Raw genomic sequence first — 18324 nt, 5'->3', positions numbered from 1 at the left:
CGTTCAGCTGAATTTTGATCACGCCAATCAACCTTTTTAAAAGATGAAAAACAGTATGCCGTTGAATTTAAGATCGTGGGGGCGATTCAGAAATCTTGCTGAACGGAGCGGCCTGAAGACCTCAGGCTTCAGGACCGAGAGAAGGTACCGCGCAGCGGCAAGATTTCCAGCCTGTCGCGGAGATACCTGAAACATAGCCAGCGAGCGTAGCGCGTATTGAAAAAGCGAGGGGAGTTCAGAGGGGAAAAGCCTTTCCCCTCTGGTCGGTTTCGGCGCAACGCGTCGTGTGACCGCAGCACTTGAGAAACCGAAATATTCTCGATCCAGCCCTCACGGCGAGTGAGAAACCGAAATATACTCGTTTTGCCCTCACTGCAAGTGATAAGCCGCAATTGCTGCGGCCTCAGCAAATCAGAAACTATAGCTCGCCGTCACCGACACATTCCTCGGTTCACCGTAAACCACATACTGGTTCACGCTGGTGTCATATTCCTTGTCGAACAGGTTGTTGATGTTGCCCTGCACCGCCAGCTGTTTCGTAACCTGATACCGGCTGAACAGATTGACCAGCGCGTAGCTGCCTTGCTCTGCATAACGGGTGCCGTTGCCGCTCGGTCCAGGGACGTCCTGCCAGACGTGAGTCTGCCAGTTCACGCCACCGCCGACGGTCAGATCCTGCAACATCGGCAGACGGTAGCTGGAGAACAGTTTCAGCTGGGTGCGCGGCAGTTGCGGGTTAACCGCATCACCGTTTTCATCTTCTGCAATGTAACGGGTGCCGCCGAACGTCATCTGCCAGTTATCGGTCAGTGCGCCGTTCACTTCAAATTCCACGCCACGGCTGACGGTACCGTCTTTCCCTTCATAGGCCGTATCGGTCGAGCCCGGGATTGTACGGCCGGTACTCTGCGCAACGTTGTCCAGTTCTGCACGGAAGATGGAAACGGACGCTGTCAGGCGGCTGTTAAACCAGTCAGATTTCACACCCGCTTCGTAGTTTTTACCGATGACCGGGGAAAGATACGCGCCGTTGATATCACGGTAAGTCTGTGGCTGGAACACCGAGGTGTAGCTCGCGTAGGTCGACCAGGTATCGTTGATGTCAAACACCAGACCGGCATACGGCGTGATGTTGTTCTTCTCGATCTGGTCGGTCAGCGTATGCGAGTTCCAGTTGGTGTATCGCGCCCCGACGATCAGGTGCAGCGGATCTGCCAGTGATAGACGTGTTGCAACATACGCGGACTTTTGACGGATAGTGTCGTCTTCGGCCAGAGAACGCGGGTTCCAGTCGGTCTCAGGGAACTGTCCGTTGAAATCATTAAAGTTGCCCAGCTCTTCGGTGGAAATATTGGCAAAGGAGCTGTAATAGGTGTTCTGCTGTTTGCTGTAACTCACGCCGGTCATCAGCTCATGCTGACGGCCAAACAGCTGATACGGGCCACTGGCAAAGGCATCGACGCCATCGACTTTACGCTTACCGGTGTTATAGCCGGTACCCGCAACGACCGGATACCCGGCATAGGCAGATTCACCGACGCCGGTGGTTTTATCGAATGTCCCGTCGATATACATCATCTTAGAGTCGATGTGCGATTCGGTATGCGTGCCGTTCAGGGTCGCCTGCCAGCCGTTGTCGAAAGACTGTTTCAGGGTGGTGAACAGTTTGGTGGTTTCTTTATCGCTGTAAGCCCAGTCCGGTGCCGAGTTAAAACCACGGCGATAGTCTGTTTTGCTGCCGTCCAGATACCAGCGCGGCATGCCGCCCCAGGTCGGGCTGTCGGTGTTGGTTTGCTGGAATTCGTAGCCCGCCGAAAGCAGGGTGGAATCGGTCAGGTCAGCATCCACGGTGGCATATACGAATTTTTTGGTCGCGCCGTAACGTTCAACGTAGCTGTTTTTATCCTGATAACCGGTGACAAGACGGCCGCGCACGCTGCCGGATTCATTCAGCGGGGTTGATAAATCCGCCACATAGCGTTGTTTGTTCCAGCTGCCGTAACTGGCGGAAACGTTGCCGGTGAACTCTTTACTGTCGGCATGTTTGCGCACCTGGTTGACGGACGCTGACGGATTCCCCGGACCGGTCATCAGGCCGGTCGCGCCACGGACAACTTCGATACGATCATAAATGGCCGTGTCGGACTGGGAATCACCAATGTCCCAGCGTGGGTCAAAGGTGGTCGGGATGTTATCAACCATATAGTTGTCGATCAGAAAACCGCGCGCGTAGTAGGTACGGCGGTCAAGGTCAGAGACACTTTCCTGGATCCCGGTGGTGTTTCGCAGCACATCACCCAGCGACTGAAGCTGCTGATCCTGCATACGTTGTGTGCTGATAATGCTGACGGACTGCGGGATATCGCGTGCAGTCAGCGCCATTTTGGTGCCCGCAGTGGTAACCGGCACACTGTAATCGGTCGCTGAGGTATCTGCCGCGCTGGTGTCGTTCTGACCGGTGACGACAACCGTGTCTTCAGCGGTTTTTTTTGCGCTGGCTTCTGCTGCATAAGCACTATGCAATGAAGATGAAACCAGCAGGGCAATGATGGAAAGTGAAAGTTTCTTTCCTGAATTGTTTTGAGGATTTTCCTTAACACTCCTGACGGCGTAATTCCCTGTAAAATTTGACATAAGTATTCTCCACACGGTTATTTTCTTATTTTTTAAGCCACTGCATTTTTTTATGAATACGGCTTTATCAGCATGAGCAAACCCCGCCAGGATCCCCCGTAACAAGGGCTGGAGAAGATAAAATGAGCATGGTTAATAAAGCGAATGAGAATAATACGCATTGGGTTTACTGCTGTAAATAAATATTACAGGCGGGGGCAACACTGTGGGGTGGCTGCCCACACAGGCCTTAAGATCAAGACCGTGGGCGTCGGCCCACACCGACTTGGGGGGCGGCCTGTCGCCGCCACCCCCCAAGACCCCCCGGGCTCTTAACTGCGCGCTTTCGCAGGCACGACGGACATGTTCTGGTGCAATAGTGAGTGGCGCAAATCCAGGTGCTTCGCACTGCCTTCTCTCGGTCTTCGAGCCACAGGTCTCGAAGCCGCTCCGTTCAGCTGAATTTTAAGCACGCCAATCAACCTTTTTAAAAGATAAAAAACAGTATGCCGTTGAATTTGAGATCGTGCGGGCGATTCAGAAATCTTGCTGAACGGAGCGGCCTGAAGACCTCAGGCTTCAGGACCGAGAGAAGGCACCGCGCAGCGGCAAGATTTCCAGCCTGTCGCGGAGATACCTGAAACATAGCCAGCGAGCGTAGCGCTGGTTGTAAAAGCGGGGAGAGATCCAAGAGAGGGAAAGCACTTCCCTCTCTTGGGCGGTTTCGGCACGAATGGCTACGTGATAACCGTTGTTAAGAAACCGAAATATTCTCGATCCAGCCTTCACGGCGAGTGAGAACAATTTGCAATTAAAAATCCACCTTTTAGCCATTAAGAAATCTAGACATCTAAACGTTCGTTTTGTAGAGTGTCATCACCTGCCGTGTTAACGATTGATTCGGCTAAGAAAAATACGATGGTGGTGACACAATGTTCAGTAACATTAAAATCCTCGATGGCGGTATGGGTCGCGAACTGGCCCGGATGGGCGCTCCTTTTCGTCAGCCGGAGTGGTCTGCGCTGGCGCTGATGGAGGCTCCGCAGTTTGTACGTGCCGCGCATGATGCCTTTATCGCTGCCGGTTCTCAGGTGATCACCACCAACAGCTACGCCGTCGTGCCGTTCCACGTCGGGGACGATGTTTTTGCTGAGCAGGGCGCGGCGCTGATCGCTCTTTCCGGCAAACTGGCGCGCGAAGCGGCGGATGCGGCTCCGGCTAAGGTGCTCGTTGCGGGTTCGCTTTCTCCGGTTCTGGGATCTTATCGCCCGGATCTGTTCGAACCTGTGGCGGCTAAAAAATTACTTCAGGTGCTGGTGGATAACCTGACCGGTAATGTCGATGTCTGGCTGGCAGAAACACAGAGTTCTGTGGCGGAAGTTGAAGCGGTGCGTGATGTGCTGGGCGATGACCCGCGTCCGCTGTGGCTGTCCTTCACTTTGCAGGACAATCTCGACCCACAGGGCAACGCGCTGCTGCGTTCCGGCGAATCCATTGCTGAGGCGGTGAATGCTGCGCTGCGGATTTCTGCCGGTGCGGTGCTGTTTAATTGCAGCCGTCCGGAAGTGATGGCGACGGCGGTGGAAACCGCACGCGCTGCCCTGACCTCGCAGGGATCGGCGCTTGATATCGGTGTGTATGCCAACGCGTTCGAACCTTCCGATAACACGCGCGGTGCCAACGAAGGGCTGAGCAAAATGCGTCAGGACACCGATCCTGCCGGATACCTCGATTTCGCCAAAGACTGGGTGGCGCAGGGCGCGACGATGGTTGGCGGCTGCTGCGGCATCGGGCCGGAACATATTGCGGCGCTGAAAAAAGCCTTCGTTAAATAACGTCCATAAAAAGAAAAAATCACATTTTTATTCTGAAGGCATCCTTCGGAGACAGGGGAAACACATGATTGATCGTCGTTCGTTTATTAAAAGTGCGGGGGCACTTACCGTTGCTGCGGCAACGCATTCTCTGTGGCTGGGAAATGCTCTTGCTGCGGAGACAGATAAACCGAAAAAAGGCGGCCATCTGGTCGTCGGCGTGGATAACGCCTCAAGTACTGACCGTCTGGATCCGGCGTTCTGGTTCGAAACTTATATGTATTTCGTTGGCTCGCAGATGTTTAACAATCTGGTGGAAATCGACGAAAACGCGAAGCTCGCGCCGTCGCTGGCCGAGTCGTGGGCTTCCACTGACGGCAGCAAAACCTGGGTGCTGAAAATCCGTCAGGGCGTGCAGTTCCATGACGGTCGCTCACTGGGCGCGAAAGACGTGGTGTATTCCCTTAATCACCATCGTGGCGAGAAATCCACGTCGCCGGTGAAAGGGTATCTGGATCCGGTCAGTTCCATTGAAGCCACCGGTGAACATGAAGTGACGATCAAACTCACCGCGCCGGACGTCGAATTCGTCTGGCTGCTGAGCGCCGTGCATTTCGCCATTACCGCTGAAAACGAAAGCTTTGATAAAGGCATCGGTACCGGCGCCTTTATCCTGGAGAAATTCCAGCCGGGCGTCACCACGCTGACCAAACGCAATCCGAACTACTGGAACAGCGAACGCGGTCATGTCGATTCGGTCGAAACGCTGGCAATGAACGATTCTACTGCCCGCGTGGCCGCGCTGGTCAGCGGATCGGCGCAACTGATTAACCGCGTGAATCCGCGCATTGTCAGCCGCATCGAGCGTATGCCGAACCTGAAACTGGTGCGTGCCAAAGACAGCATGATTTACACCTTCCCGGGGCTGTCGAATCTCGCGCCGTTCGATAATGTGGATGGCCGTCTGGCGCTGAAATATGCCATTGACCGTCAGAAAATAATCGACACTGTGCTCGGCGGTTATGCCAGCGTGGCGAATGACAACCCGATCTTCCCGTCGAACCGTTATTTCGCGAAAGACATTCCGCAGCGTCCGTACGACCCAGAAAAAGCGCAATTCCACTGGAAGAAGTCCGGTTTCAGCGGTCCGCTGACGCTGAATGTGGCGGATGCCGGTTTCCCCGGCGCAGTCGATGCTGGTCAGATTTATCAGCAATCCGCGGCCAAAGCGGGCATTAACCTGAATGTGGTACGCGTGCCGGACGATGCGTTCTGGAATGACATCTGGCAGAAGAAAGCTTTTGTTTCGTCTAACTGGGCGAACCGTCCGACTGCCGATGCGCTGCTTTCACTGGTGTTCACCAGCCAGTCTTCGTGGAACGAGTCGGCGTGGCATGTGCCAGAGTTCGATGCGATGGTGAAAGCCGCACGCGGTGAACCGGATGAAGCGCGCCGCAAGCAGATTTATCACGATATTCAGGTGATGCTGGTCGATCAGGGCAGCGAAATCATTCCGCTGTATGCCGATGCGCTCGACGGCTGTTCTTCCAAAATCAAAGGATTCACCTCCGTTCCGGGGATGCCGCTGAGTGGCAACCGCGCGGCGGAAAAAGTCTGGATCGAAGGCTGAACCGGGTAAAAATATGTCTGACTTATCTGCACAACAGAAAGCGACTCAACGGCCTGCGGGCCGTTTTTCGCAACCTCATTCCGGCCTTCTGAGCATGGTGCTGGTGCGCCTGTTTTATGGCGTGCTGGTGGTACTCGCGGTCTCGGTGCTGATTTTTGCCGGTGTGCAGCTGCTGCCGGGCAATGCCGCGACGGCTATTCTGGGCCAGAGCGCGACGCCGGATGCCATTCGCGAACTGAATCTCCAGCTCGGGCTGGATAAACCGGCTGTCAGCCGCTATCTGAGCTGGCTGTTTGGCATACTGCACGGTGATTTCGGCACCAGTTTTTCTACCCGTGAAGCCATCAGCGGTCCGCTGTTTACCCGTCTGGGCAATACGCTGTTTCTGGCCGGATGCACCGCCGCGATTGCGGTGCCGCTGGCGCTGCTGATCGGGTTTATCTCAGTGCGCTATCACGGCAGTGTTATTGATACGCTGCTCAATGTGATCACCCGTGCGACGGTCGCGTTGCCGGAGTTTTTCTCCGGTTATCTGCTGATCCTGATTTTTGCCATCACGTTGGCGTGGGCGCCAAGCAACAGCAGTATCACGGCAGATATGCCGCTGACGGCCAAACTTTCAGCGATCTCCCTGCCGTGTGCGACGCTGGTGCTGGCGATCCTCGGGCATATGAGCAACATGACCCGCGCGGCGCTGATTGCCGCGCAAAGTTCGGCGTATGTCGACACCGCGCTGCTGAAAGGGTTGTCGCCGTCGCGCATTTTGTGGCGTCACGTTTTACCCAATGCTATCGGGCCGATTATTAACGTCGTGGCGATTAATCTGGCGTATCTGATGGTCGGCGTGGTGATTGTCGAAAACGTGTTTGTGTATCCGGGACTCGGACAATACATGGTCGACAGCATCAGCAAGCGTGATATTCCGGTGATGCAGGACTGCGCGCTGTTACTGGCCGGTATTTATATCCTGCTGAATTTGCTGGCCGATGTGATGGCGCTGGTCTCAAATCCGCGTTTACGCCACAACCGCTGAATCTTAGGAATTGTTGTCATGCCTGCATTAAAACCTGCTTCGATTCTCGGCCTGCTGGTGCTGAGTCTGTTTATTGTTATCGCCATTTTTGCTCCGTGGCTGGCGCCTCATGCACCGGATCAGACGCTCGGCATGTCGTGGGATTTACCGGGACCCAACGCACTTCTTGGCACCGATAATCTCGGACGTGATCTGCTTTCCCGGCTGATCTGGGGCACACGCGTTTCCCTGGGCGTGACCGCGCTCGCGGCGCTGGTGGCGTTTATCGTCGGCTGTACGCTTGGCTTTATCGCCGGACTGCGCGGTGGCTGGCTGGATCAGGTGATTTCCCGCTGCAACGATATCGTGATGGCGATCCCGACGCTGATCCTGGCACTGATCGTGCTGGCCGTGTTACCTAAAACCATTCTGGTGCTGACGCTGGTGCTCGGCCTGCTGGAATCTACCCGCGTACTGCGTGTGGCACGTTCTCTCGCGGTGGATATCGGCGTGATGGAATTTGTCGATGTGGCGCGTCTGCGCGGCGAAAGCCTCGGCTGGATCCTGTGGCGGGTCATTTTACCGAATGCTTTACAGACGTTAATTGCCGAATTCGGCCTGCGCTTTATCTTTATTTTGCTGTTCCTTTCCGCGCTGTCTTTCCTCGGTTTAGGCGTTCAGCCACCGACCGCCGACTGGGGCGGACTGGCACGCGATAACAAAGACGGCATTCTGTTTGGTGTCTGGGCAGCATTAATTCCAGGCGGTGCCATTGCCGTGCTGGCGCTGGCGGTCAACGCAGTGGCGGACTGGCTGATGAGCGGTCAGCGTCGCGTCTGGGGGAAAAAAGCATGAATGAACCGTTACTGAACGTTGAAAGCTTGTGTGTGGTTTCGCAGGGAAAAAATCCGCGCACGCTGGTGGATAATGTCTCTTTTACCGTCAGACGCGGCGAAGTGCTCGGACTGATTGGTGAATCGGGTGCGGGCAAATCGACCATCGGACTGGCAATCCTCGGGCATTGCCGTCAGGGGATGCGCATTCAGTCAGGCAAGATTGCCTTCAGCGGGCAGGCGCTGACCCAGCTTTCTGACCGCCAGCTGCGTCAGGTGCGTGGCAGGCAAATTGCCTATGTGGCGCAATCTGCCGGTGCGGCGTTTAATCCGGCGATAACGCTCGGCGAGCAGGTGATCGAAGCGGCGCTGAAACACAATATTTTTAACCGCCAGCAGGCGCAGGCGAGGGCGACTGAGCTGTTCGAACAGCTCGGATTGCCGGAGCCGCAGCAGTTTTATCATCGCTATCCGCATCAGGTTTCCGGCGGCCAGTTACAGCGGGCGATGATTGCGATGGCACTTTGCGCGGGGCCGGAACTGCTGATTTTCGATGAGCCGACGACGGCACTGGATGTTACCACGCAGCTCGGCGTGCTGAAGGCTATCAGCGATGTCATTCGCCTTTCCGGCGTGGCGGCGATTTATATCAGCCATGATCTGGCGGTGGTCGCGCAGATAAGCCATCACATTATGGTATTGCAGCACGGCAAAATGGTGGAGCACGCGCCGACGGCACAACTGCTGGCTGAGCCTCAGCAGGATTACACCCGCCGCCTGTTACAGGCGCAGGGCAAGACCAAAACACCGCAAACCGGCGATGCGCCGCTGATGCTGACCATCAGTAATGTCAGCGCGCGCTATCACGCGCAGCCAGTGCTGCAAAACATCTCACTCAGTTTGCCACGAGGCCGCACGCTGGCGGTCATTGGTGAATCGGGTTCAGGCAAATCGACCCTCGGTAAAGTGATTTGCGGATTACTGGTGCCGGAGTCGGGAGATGTCAGCCTTGAACAGACCTTGCTGCCCGCCGGGCTGCGTCAGCGCAGCCGCATACAATTGCGCGATGTGCAGATGATCCATCAGATCCCTGATACGGCGCTCAACCCGAAAGAGCGTATCGGCGGCCAGATTTCGCGCGTGCTGGCGTGTTTTACCACGCTGAACCGCAGTGAGCGTGAGGCGCGGGTGAAAGCCTTGCTGGCGCAAGTCGGGCTTAATGCTGAACTGGCGAAGCGTTTTCCGGATGCGCTTTCCGGCGGTCAGAAACAGCGCGTTTGTATCGCGCGGGCGCTGGCGGCTGAACCCAAAGTTATCGTTTGTGATGAGCCCACCTCGGCACTCGACCCGTTGGTCGCCCGCGATGTGCTGGCTTTACTGCGCCAGATCCAGCAAGACACCGGCATTTCTTATCTGTTCATCACTCACGACTTGCAGGTGGTGCGGGAAGTTGCCGATGACGTCGCGGTGCTAAAACAGGGCGTGATTGTGCGCCAGGGGCCGGTCAGCTCCACTCTGGCCGAACCGCTGGACGATTACACCCGCGAATTGCTGCACTCCGTACCTGAGATGCGGGTCGGCTGGCTGGAAGAAATGTTTGCTAATTAATACTCGTCCTCCCCTTCGCCGGGGAGGAGAAATTTTTTGTTCAGTAACATGCCTTATCAGGTCACCCTTATTTACACTTTCCTAATATTCTCTTCGCTAAAGATTCCTTTATTTATACCGATAACCCTGTTGGATTAAATAAATATCTGCAAAGTAGTTCCTCTATGTAATCAATATTTTGAAATATTTTTTCATTGTATTTATTTTATTGGCCAGGAAACAAGGGAGAAAGAATGTTTAAAGCGATCAACAATATGCGTGTCGGTGCCCGTCTGGGTGCGGCATTTAGTCTGGTGATACTGCTGCTGATCATCGTCAGCGTAACGGCAGTGACGAAAATAAGCAGTATTAACAGCACTATCGAACAAATAGTCAGCGACCGTTATGTCAAAGTGCGGCTGGCATTTGATGTCCGTGACGGGGTGAACGATCAGATTAAATATCTACGCGGTATTGTCATCGATACCAAAAATCCTGAGCAAAATAAAAAACGTTATTTACAGCTTGATGACACCGTTAAACAAACTAATTTAGCGATGGATAAAATCGCCGCTATTCAGACTACCGTGGTCGGCAAACAGAAGATTAAAGCGTTGCAGGATGCGAGTGATACCTTTGAAGCCGCGAAAGAACAACTGGTCAATTTAGCGCGTGCCGGGGATATGGACGGCGCGACGGAATTCGTTCTGCGCAAACTGACCACGTCGCAAAATGCTTATCTGGATCTGGCAACGGCGTTTGCCGACTCGCAGGATCAGCAGTTACAGAGCGAAGGCAAAACGGCGATTGCCGATGGCGCAACGGCGATTCAGCTGACACTGATTTTCTCCGCGCTGGCGGTTCTGGTGGCGGCCGCGCTGGGCTTCTTCCTCACCCGTTCTATCACCCGTCCGCTGCATACTGCCGTAAAAGTGGCGGAAAACGTCGCGGCAGGGGATCTGACCACGCAAATCCGCGTGACATCAAACGATGAGACCGGTCAGCTCATGCAGGGGCTGAAAAACATGAATGAAAACCTGCTGAAGATTGTGACCGAAGTGCGTGCGGGCACCAACGCGATCCATAGCGCGTCCGGCGAAATCGCGGCCGGAAACCTGGATTTGTCTTCACGCACCGAACAGCAGGCCAGTTCGCTGGAAGAAACGGCCTCGGCCATGGAGCAGATGACCGCGACTGTGAAGCAGAATGCGGATAACGCGCGTCAGGCCAATCAGCTGGCGGCGCAGGCTTCCCGCGTGGCTGTGCAGGGCGGAGAAGTGGTGGGCGAAGTGGTTCACACCATGGAAGGCATCAACGCGTCTTCACGCAAAATCGTCGATATCATTGCCGTAATTGACGGTATTGCGTTCCAGACCAATATTCTGGCGCTGAACGCTGCGGTTGAAGCTGCACGTGCCGGTGAGCAGGGGCGCGGTTTTGCGGTAGTGGCTTCTGAGGTGCGGAATCTGGCGCAACGGTCTGCCAGTGCTGCGAAAGAGATCAAAGTGCTGATTGACGACTCTGTAGCGAAAGTGGATAACGGCACGCAACTGGTCGCCAAAGCCGGTTCGACGATGGCGGAAGTGGTGTCCAGCGTGAAAAGCGTGACCGACATTGTGGGCGAAATCGCTATCGCCAGTAACGAACAAAGCACCGGCATTGAGGAAATCAATAAAGCCATTACGCAGATGGATGAAGTGACGCAGCAGAACGCCGCACTGGTTCAGGAAGCGTCGTCGGCAGCGTATTCCCTCAATGAGCAGGCGGAGCGTTTATCACAAGCCATCAGCATCTTTAAAGTCAGCGCAGGTTCTGCGACGGCCGCGGTGCGTAAGGCCGCTCACGCGAAAACACCGGCCTTGTTGTCAAACCGCCAGCCGGTTCCTGCCGCTGAAGAAGGTAACTGGGAAACCTTTTAAACTTCCGCATAGTTTCTGAAAATTTCTGTTTTACGTCTGAAACCCGACAAATTCTGTCGGGTTTTTTACTTTATGTGTCAGCTTTTGCCATAATCCCTTCGCCAATATAAAGGAGAAGGCTTTGATGATGAAAAATACCCTGCGTAAAACCGTGCTGATGGCAGCGGCTGTGGTGCCAATGCTCGCATTCAGCGCGCCGTCATGGGCGCAAACTGCGACGAAAATGACGTCAGTTCAGCAACAGCTGACGGCGCTGGAAAAAGAAAGCGGCGGACGTCTTGGCGTGATGCTGATTGATACGGCGGACAACTCTCAAATTGCTTATCGTGCGGATGAACGTTTTGCGATGTGCAGCACCAGTAAGTTCATGGCGGCTTCGGCGATCCTGAAAGAGAGCGAAGTGAAGAAAAATCTCCTTACTCAGCATGTCGCGTTGAAAAAATCGGATCTGGTGAATTACAACCCGATTACCGAAAAGCATCTCAACGAGGGTATGACGATTGGCGAACTGGCAGCAGCGGCCTTGCAATACAGTGATAACACCGCCATGAATAAGCTTATCGAACATCTCGGCGGGCCAAATAAAGTCACCGATTATGCACGTACGCTGGGCGACAACACTTTCCGTCTGGATCGCACCGAACCGACGCTGAACACCGCCATTCCGGGCGATGAGCGCGACACCACGTCACCGCGTGCGATGGCGCTGAGCCTGCAACACGCGACGCTGGGCTCCGCGCTGGCGGAACCGCAGCGCGCACAACTGGTGGAATGGATGAAAGGGAATACCACCGGCGCGATGAGCATCCGCGCAGGATTACCGGCGACCTGGATTGTCGGCGATAAAACCGGCAGCGGCGATTACGGCACGACCAATGATATCGCAGTGATCTGGCCTGAAAACAAAGCGCCGCTGGTGCTGGTGACGTATTTCACCCAACCGGAAAAAGATGCAAAATCCCGTCGTGATGTGCTCGCCAGTGCGGCCAAGATAGTGACGCAGGGTTATTGATCCACGCACATAAAGATTCATTAAAACAATAAGAAAAGGGTCCGCAGGGACCCTTTTTTGTGTCTGTTTAACGCCTGATCCGGTTAACGGCCAACGCGTGCCATCAGTGAAGCCGGATAACGGTCGCCCTGAACTTTCACGGTCTCCAGTGCGGTGGCTATGGTGCGCAGTTCGGCGTCTGACAGCGTGACCTCAGCAGCGCCGAGATTTTCTTCCAGACGGTGGAGTTTAGTGGTGCCCGGGATCGACACTATCCACGGTTTCTGTGCCAGCAGCCAGGCTAACGCTATCTGCGCGGGCGTCACTTTTTTGTCCTGAGCAATCTGGTGAATAACTGTGATCAATTGCTGATTGGCCGCCAGTGCTTGCGGAGAAAAACGTGGCACAAGGCTCCGGAAATCATCACTGCCGAACGTTGAATCTGCGGTAATCGATCCGGTCAGAAAGCCTTTACCGAGCGGACTGAATGGCACAAAGCCGATGCCCAGTTCCTCCAGCGTGGGGATGATTTCCTGCTCCGGCTCACGCCACCACATCGAATATTCACTTTGCAGTGCGGTCACCGGTTGTACCGCGTGCGCACGGCGAATGGTCTGCGCGCCCGCTTCAGACAGTCCGAAATGCTTCACCTTACCTTCGCTGATCAGCTCTTTCACCGTACCGGCGACGTCTTCAATCGGTACATCCGGGTCAACACGGTGCTGATAGAGCAGGTCGATAACGTCGGTTTTCAGACGCTTCAGCGAGCCTTCAACGGCCTGGCGGATATGTTCCGGGCGGCTGTTAAGGATCTGCTGCTTATTATCATCGCCAAAAGTGAAACCAAATTTTGTCGCGATCACCACTTTGTCACGAACAGGTGCCAGCGCCTCGCCAACCACTTCTTCATTGAGATAAGGGCCATAAACTTCAGCGGTATCAAAGAAAGTGACGCCCCGTTCGACCGCAGCGCGGATCAGTTCAACCGCCTGTTTGGTCCCAGTGGCAGGCCCGTAGCCATGGCTCAGACCCATACAACCCAAACCGAGTGATGAGACTTCAAGGCCGGATTTTCCCAGCAGACGTTTTTGCATGTGGTTTTCCTCTTATTAACTTCTGAAATCCTGTCATCTTGTGATTATGGGATTTTGGGATTTCCCGTTGCGGGCAACGGCAGGTGATGTAGTGTCAGTCATACTAGACGCTGAACTTTCATCAGATTAGAGGGGGTTATCTGCAAGAGCTTATGAGCAGGATTCATGAATCAAGATGAGGCCGTTGTTATATCCTTGAAAAGTGGCCCTGTATTAACGGTTTTAATAAGCAGTAATAAAAGTCCGGATTATTTCGTCCCTAAGTGGAATTGATCTCGTTGTAATATATTTAAACATTTATATCAGGCCAATATTCAGCCAGTTACTGGCGATATAATTATTATTGACGCCCGTCTGCTGTCCCCGAGACTATAATTGCAATATTCACTATGACGTCTGATCCGGGTATCCCAACCTGTACGGCGTCACGGCTATCTGGCCAAACCTCTTCGCGATTTCGTCAGCAGGAAGTGCCTGCCGGGATCCCTGTTTAGCCTGTGTTTAACAGGCCGGAAGTGCTTTTTAGACCTTTATTAATGACCTCGTAATGGGCTTAACTCAGCACGATCGTTCATTAAATCAGCAACATATTGATTAGTATGCAAAAGAATAAACAATTCTATACAAAATAAATTATTGAGGTGGGGGCAAAAAAGCCATATATTGGCCGCGTTTTTCACAGGGTACTTACTTTTAAATTCCATTTATTCAATTGCGGCGTTACCAATAACCCGCGGTTGTAGGAGAGATATGATGACGGATAAAGTCCGTATTGACAGTTTAGGTGCGAATTCATTAAACGGAAACAATGAAACCTATTTGGCGAGACAAGCTGAATTTGAATCGAATGTTCGGAGCTATCCTCGTAAATTGCCTCTGGCAATCGCGAAAGCCAATGGCGTGTGGATCACTGATGTTGAGAATAATCAATATCTTGATTGCCTGGCAGGCGCGGGTACGCTGGCTCTGGGACATAATCATCCTGACGTGCTGCAAAGCATCCAAAATGTCATTACCAGCGGCTTGCCGTTACATACACTGGATCTGACAACACCGTTGAAAGATCAGTTCTCCGAATATCTGCTTTCTGTGTTGCCACAACAGGGCAAAGGATATTGCCTGCAGTTCACCGGCCCGTCCGGTGCTGATGCTGTTGAAGCGGCAATGAAACTGGCTAAGAAAGTCACTGGCCGTACCGGTATCATCAGTTTCTCTGGTGGCTACCACGGCATGACCCACGCCACGCTGGCGGTGACCGGTAACCTGTCTCCGAAAGAAGCGGTTAACGGCATGATGCCGGAAGTGCAGTTTATGCCTTATCCGCACCAGTACCGCTGCCCGCTGGGCATTGGCGGTGACGCTGGCGTTAAAGCATTAACTTACTACTTCGAAAACCTGATCAACGACGTGGAAAGCGGCGTTCGCAAACCAGCGGCTGTGATCCTGGAAGCCGTTCAGGGCGAAGGCGGCGTGAACCCGGCTCCGGCTGAGTGGTTGCAGCGCATCCGTAAAGTGACTCAGGAACACGGCATTCTGCTGATCCTCGATGAAGTACAGGCGGGTTTCTGCCGTACCGGCAAACAGTTCGCCTTCGAACACGCAGGTATTGAGCCGGACATCATTGTGATGTCTAAAGCGGTGGGCGGTGGTCTGCCACTGGCTGTTCTGGGTATCAAAAAAGAGTTCGACGCCTGGGCGCCGGGTCACCACACCGGGACCTTCCGCGGCAACCAGCTGGCGATGGCGACCGGCCTGACCACGCTGAAAATCCTGAAAGAAGAAAAAATTGCCGAGAAAGTGGCTGCACAGGGCGAGTGGCTGAAAGGCAAACTGGCTGAGATGCAGAAACGTTACCCGGTAATCGGCCACGTGCGCGGTCTGGGTCTGATGATCGGTATCGAGATCGTGAAACCGAACGAAGCGCAGGATCATATGGGTTGCTACCCGGCTGACGGCGAGCTTTCTGCCCTGTTGCAGAAAAAATGCTTCGAAGCAGGCCTGATCCTCGAACGCGGTGGCCGTAATGGTTGCGTTCTTCGCCTGTTGCCTTCCCTGCTGATCACCAATGATGAGCTGGGTATTTTCCTCGATAAGTTTGAGCAGGCGCTGTTAGCGGCTGGCGTCAAGCCTGTCTGAGCGGAGTAAGAGATTCTGATGTCCGAGTTAAACCCGATTCTGGCAGGTTCAGCGCAAAGCACTGAAGCCTATCAGCAAGCCATTGCGCAGAGCAGTGAAGCTGTTGTGCAGTGGCTGCAACAACCTGAGATGTATCAGGGCAAAACCGTTGCTGAGCTGCGTGAACGTATCAAACTGGACTTCAATCCAAACGGCCTGGGTAACCAGGCCGCGATTGAACGCGCCATTGAATACTTTTTAAAAGACAGCCTGTCTGTACATCATCCGCAGTGTGTTGCGCATCTGCATTGCCCGAGTCTGGTCGTCAGCCAGGCCGCGGAAGTGCTGATCAACGCCACTAACCAGAGCATGGACTCCTGGGATCAAAGCCCGTCAGCGACCATCATCGAGATGAAACTGATCGAATGGCTGCGTACTCAGGTTGGCTATCAGGCTGGCGACGCGGGCGTGTTCACCAGCGGCGGCACCCAGAGCAATCTGATGGGTCTGATGCTGGCGCGTGATGCCTTCTTTGCCCGTCAGGGTCATTCCATTCAGCAGGATGGTCTGGTCGGTAATCTGCGTAAAGTTAAAGTGTTATGTTCTGAAAACGCGCATTTCTCTGTGCAGAAGAACATGGCATTGCTCGGTCTGGGTTATCAGTGCGTGACGCTGGTGAAAACCGACGAGTTCGCGCGTATGGACCTCAACGATCTGCGCGAGAAAGTCGCACAGGCGCAGGCCAATGGCGATCAGATACTCGCGATCGTGGCGACCGCCGGGACCACCGACGCCGGTGCTATCGACCCGCTGCGCGCCATTGCTGAACTGGCCGCTGAGCATCAGATTTGGGTTCATGTGGATGCGGCGTGGGGCGGTGCTCTGTTGCTGTCCGAAAAATACCGCGAGTATCTGGACGGCATCGAGTTAGTGGATTCCATCACTCTGGACTTCCACAAACAGTTCTTCCAGACCATCAGCTGTGGCGCGTTCCTGCTTAAAGAAGAACGTCATTACGAGCTGATGCGCTATCAGGCGGCTTATCTGAACTCTGAGTTCGACGAAGCGGCTGGCGTACCGAATCTGGTATCCAAATCACTGCAAACCACCCGCCGTTTCGATGCACTGAAACTGTGGATGGGTCTTGAAGCATTAGGACAGAAACAGTATGCCGCCATCATCGATCACGGTGTGACGATGGCGCAGGAAGTCGCGCAGTATGTGACCTCTGAAGCCGCGCTGGAACTGGTGATGAAGCCGCAGCTGGCGAGCGTGCTGTTCCGTTATCGTCCTGAGCAACTGGCGGGCAGCAGCGATGCGGCTATCGCGTTGCTGAACCAGAAAATCGGCGATGCGCTGCTGGAATCTGGTCGCGCCAACGTAGGCGTGACGGAGCATAACGGCGTGACCTGCCTGAAACTGACTCTGCTGAACCCGACGGTGACGCTGGAAGACGTGAAAGTTCTGCTGGCGCTGGTTGAGAAAACCGCACAGCAACTGCTGAACCAGTAAGTTTTAGTTCTGCGCCCAGGCGCAGCCAAAAGCCGGTGATACGAAAGTGTCACCGGCTTTTTTATGTCCTTATTCACCGCAGGCCCTTTGTATTGCTGAACCACGGGAAAAAAGAACCCACCTGATGGTGGGCTGTGTAAGGGGTAATGCTTAAAGTATGCGACTCAGCTAAATCAGGGTTTGCTTGTCAGGTAATTTCATTGGCGGGTGAGCGGAGTAATGAACAAATCTTGCCGATGTAGTATTTTCATTTTGATAATGCACCACATGGCTTGATGTCCAGTCACCAAACGGCTTGCTCTGATTATATGACTGGTGACCGACATGGTAATGCCAGAGTCTGTTGGCGATTGCATACTGGATCAATTCCAGCCTCCTGGTGTGATTGAGACTGACTCCTGCTGAGGACTTATTCCTTCCCGGCAGGGAACTAAATCCACTTGACTTCAGCAATGCGACGAAGTCGCCCACGACCTTAACCTCTTCTTTTTTCAGGGTTAACATCAAATTAATGAATGATTGTGAATAAGTTACACTGACAGTCATTATGCATCCTTTCTCATTGACTCGATCCAATTGGCAAACTCTTCACCAGTAGTAACCCAATCAGGGTGGTTAACGCTTTTTGACTGGATAGATTGGGACATCACGTTAAGGTCATACGAAAATTCGTCGCTGCTTTGGGTCTGATACAGAGCAACGAGCTCACAGAGTTCAGTAGTTATTTTTTGATAATCTTCAAAAGATTGCAGTGCCTTCGTTTTCATATATCGCAGATGCATGATGTGGGGAGCCCAGGCTTCATGCATTTCGGCTTTAAAAAAGGTATATAGCATTCTTTTATTACCTAGCGAAATCTCAGCAACCCGTGAACGAAGATTTTCGGCTGAGTTCTCTTTAATCTGAAGGCTTTCTATGTCTGCTTCAGTTCCTGATTTCAGAGCCAAAATCATTTTGCTGCCTTCGACACATTGAAGCCTCACCGAATCAACAATGGCATCTGTTTTCTTTATTGCGTCCAACACCTGTTTTTTAGTCAGTGAACGATGATGGCTTCGATCAAAATCATCCAGGGGCCGCTCAACCGCCTGAGAAGCCTTTCTAAATATGCCATCAACCTTATCCAGGTCGGGGCTAAAAAATGCCAAAGCTTCAATGCCAATCATCTCATTCATCCTTTGAGTTTATGGTGTATATCCCTTTA

The 18324-nt window shown here is 53.6% G+C and carries 13 protein-coding genes; 9 read left to right on the top strand and 4 right to left on the bottom strand.

The annotated features are described in order from the left end of the window. Positions 1–411: 411 nt before the first annotated feature. On the bottom strand, positions 412–2634 hold the full coding sequence (fhuE, locus tag ACM615_RS12535; protein ID WP_113878387.1) for a ferric-rhodotorulic acid/ferric-coprogen receptor FhuE: 2223 nt from the start codon (positions 2632–2634) through the stop codon (positions 412–414). A gap of 911 nt (positions 2635–3545) precedes the next feature. On the opposite strand from fhuE, the gene ACM615_RS12530 reads away from it, so the two are divergent. From ACM615_RS12530 to ACM615_RS12500, 7 genes are all read left to right on the top strand, one after another. Further along, positions 3546–4448, top strand: coding sequence for a homocysteine S-methyltransferase family protein (locus ACM615_RS12530; protein ID WP_431011983.1), 903 nt, complete (start codon positions 3546–3548; stop codon positions 4446–4448). Between the two features lie 67 nt (positions 4449–4515). Continuing rightward, on the top strand, positions 4516–6057 hold the full coding sequence (locus ACM615_RS12525) for an ABC transporter substrate-binding protein (protein ID WP_430319652.1): 1542 nt from the start codon (positions 4516–4518) through the stop codon (positions 6055–6057). Positions 6058–6151: 94 nt separating this feature from the next. Continuing rightward, positions 6152–7090, top strand: coding sequence for an ABC transporter permease (locus ACM615_RS12520; protein WP_430319653.1), 939 nt, complete (start codon positions 6152–6154; stop codon positions 7088–7090). 18 nt (positions 7091–7108) lie between these two features. Continuing rightward, positions 7109–7924, top strand: a complete 816-nt coding sequence (locus ACM615_RS12515) for an ABC transporter permease (protein WP_129638862.1) — start codon at positions 7109–7111, stop codon at positions 7922–7924. Next, positions 7921–9510, top strand: a complete 1590-nt coding sequence (locus ACM615_RS12510) for an ABC transporter ATP-binding protein (protein WP_431011982.1) — start codon at positions 7921–7923, stop codon at positions 9508–9510. The genes ACM615_RS12515 and ACM615_RS12510 overlap by 4 nt, the downstream gene beginning before the upstream one ends. Before the next feature lie 233 nt (positions 9511–9743). Then, positions 9744–11408: a methyl-accepting chemotaxis protein gene (locus ACM615_RS12505; protein WP_113877254.1), complete on the top strand. Its 1665-nt coding sequence runs from the start codon at positions 9744–9746 to the stop codon at positions 11406–11408. 124 nt (positions 11409–11532) lie between these two features. After that, positions 11533–12420 carry an extended-spectrum class A beta-lactamase RAHN-6 gene (locus tag ACM615_RS12500; RefSeq protein WP_113877255.1) on the top strand — a complete coding sequence of 296 codons (888 nt, stop codon included), beginning with the start codon at positions 11533–11535 and terminating at the stop codon, positions 12418–12420. A gap of 83 nt (positions 12421–12503) precedes the next feature. On the opposite strand, the gene ACM615_RS12495 is transcribed toward ACM615_RS12500, so the two are convergent. Continuing rightward, complete coding sequence (locus ACM615_RS12495; RefSeq protein ID WP_431011981.1) at positions 12504–13493, bottom strand: aldo/keto reductase; 990 nt, start codon at positions 13491–13493, stop codon at positions 12504–12506. Between the two features lie 750 nt (positions 13494–14243). Here ACM615_RS12495 and ACM615_RS12490 point away from each other — a divergent pair. Together ACM615_RS12490 and ACM615_RS12485 are read left to right on the top strand one after the other, a co-directional pair. After that, the gene (locus tag ACM615_RS12490) at positions 14244–15629 is read left to right on the top strand and encodes a diaminobutyrate--2-oxoglutarate transaminase (RefSeq protein WP_112286532.1); all 1386 of its coding nucleotides are present in this window, start codon (positions 14244–14246) and stop codon (positions 15627–15629) included. Between the two features lie 18 nt (positions 15630–15647). Beyond that, positions 15648–17120 carry a pyridoxal phosphate-dependent decarboxylase family protein gene (locus ACM615_RS12485; RefSeq protein ID WP_431011980.1) on the top strand — a complete coding sequence of 491 codons (1473 nt, stop codon included), beginning with the start codon at positions 15648–15650 and terminating at the stop codon, positions 17118–17120. A gap of 168 nt (positions 17121–17288) precedes the next feature. Here the strand turns inward: ACM615_RS12485 and ACM615_RS12480 are convergent, their stop codons facing one another. Continuing rightward, positions 17289–17666, bottom strand: coding sequence for a hypothetical protein (locus ACM615_RS12480; protein WP_112286534.1), 378 nt, complete (start codon positions 17664–17666; stop codon positions 17289–17291). Then, on the bottom strand, positions 17666–18286 hold the full coding sequence (locus tag ACM615_RS12475; protein WP_112286535.1) for a hypothetical protein: 621 nt from the start codon (positions 18284–18286) through the stop codon (positions 17666–17668). Before ACM615_RS12475 ends, ACM615_RS12480 begins: the two co-directional genes overlap by 1 nt. Positions 18287–18324: the final 38 nt, after the last annotated feature.

It is taken from the genome of Rahnella sp. PAMC25617 (genome assembly GCF_050606005.1).
Taxonomy (GTDB): domain Bacteria; phylum Pseudomonadota; class Gammaproteobacteria; order Enterobacterales; family Enterobacteriaceae; genus Rahnella; species Rahnella variigena.
Note: the sequence above shows the minus strand (reverse complement) of the source record. Positions and strands in the feature narration are given on the sequence as shown.

Coding starts and splice junctions, on each gene's coding strand:
- ACM615_RS12515 (WP_129638862.1), top strand. CDS start 7,109: ATGCCTGCATTAAAACCTGCTTCGATTCTCGGCCTGCTGGTGCTGAGT.
- ACM615_RS12520 (WP_430319653.1), top strand. CDS start 6,152: ATGGTGCTGGTGCGCCTGTTTTATGGCGTGCTGGTGGTACTCGCGGTC.
- ACM615_RS12495 (WP_431011981.1), bottom strand. CDS start 13,493: ATGCAAAAACGTCTGCTGGGAAAATCCGGCCTTGAAGTCTCATCACTC.
- ACM615_RS12510 (WP_431011982.1), top strand. CDS start 7,921: ATGAATGAACCGTTACTGAACGTTGAAAGCTTGTGTGTGGTTTCGCAG.
- ACM615_RS12475 (WP_112286535.1), bottom strand. CDS start 18,286: ATGATTGGCATTGAAGCTTTGGCATTTTTTAGCCCCGACCTGGATAAG.
- ACM615_RS12505 (WP_113877254.1), top strand. CDS start 9,744: ATGTTTAAAGCGATCAACAATATGCGTGTCGGTGCCCGTCTGGGTGCG.
- ACM615_RS12480 (WP_112286534.1), bottom strand. CDS start 17,666: ATGACTGTCAGTGTAACTTATTCACAATCATTCATTAATTTGATGTTA.
- ACM615_RS12530 (WP_431011983.1), top strand. CDS start 3,546: ATGTTCAGTAACATTAAAATCCTCGATGGCGGTATGGGTCGCGAACTG.
- ACM615_RS12485 (WP_431011980.1), top strand. CDS start 15,648: ATGTCCGAGTTAAACCCGATTCTGGCAGGTTCAGCGCAAAGCACTGAA.
- ACM615_RS12500 (WP_113877255.1), top strand. CDS start 11,533: ATGATGAAAAATACCCTGCGTAAAACCGTGCTGATGGCAGCGGCTGTG.
- ACM615_RS12490 (WP_112286532.1), top strand. CDS start 14,244: ATGATGACGGATAAAGTCCGTATTGACAGTTTAGGTGCGAATTCATTA.
- fhuE (WP_113878387.1), bottom strand. CDS start 2,634: ATGTCAAATTTTACAGGGAATTACGCCGTCAGGAGTGTTAAGGAAAAT.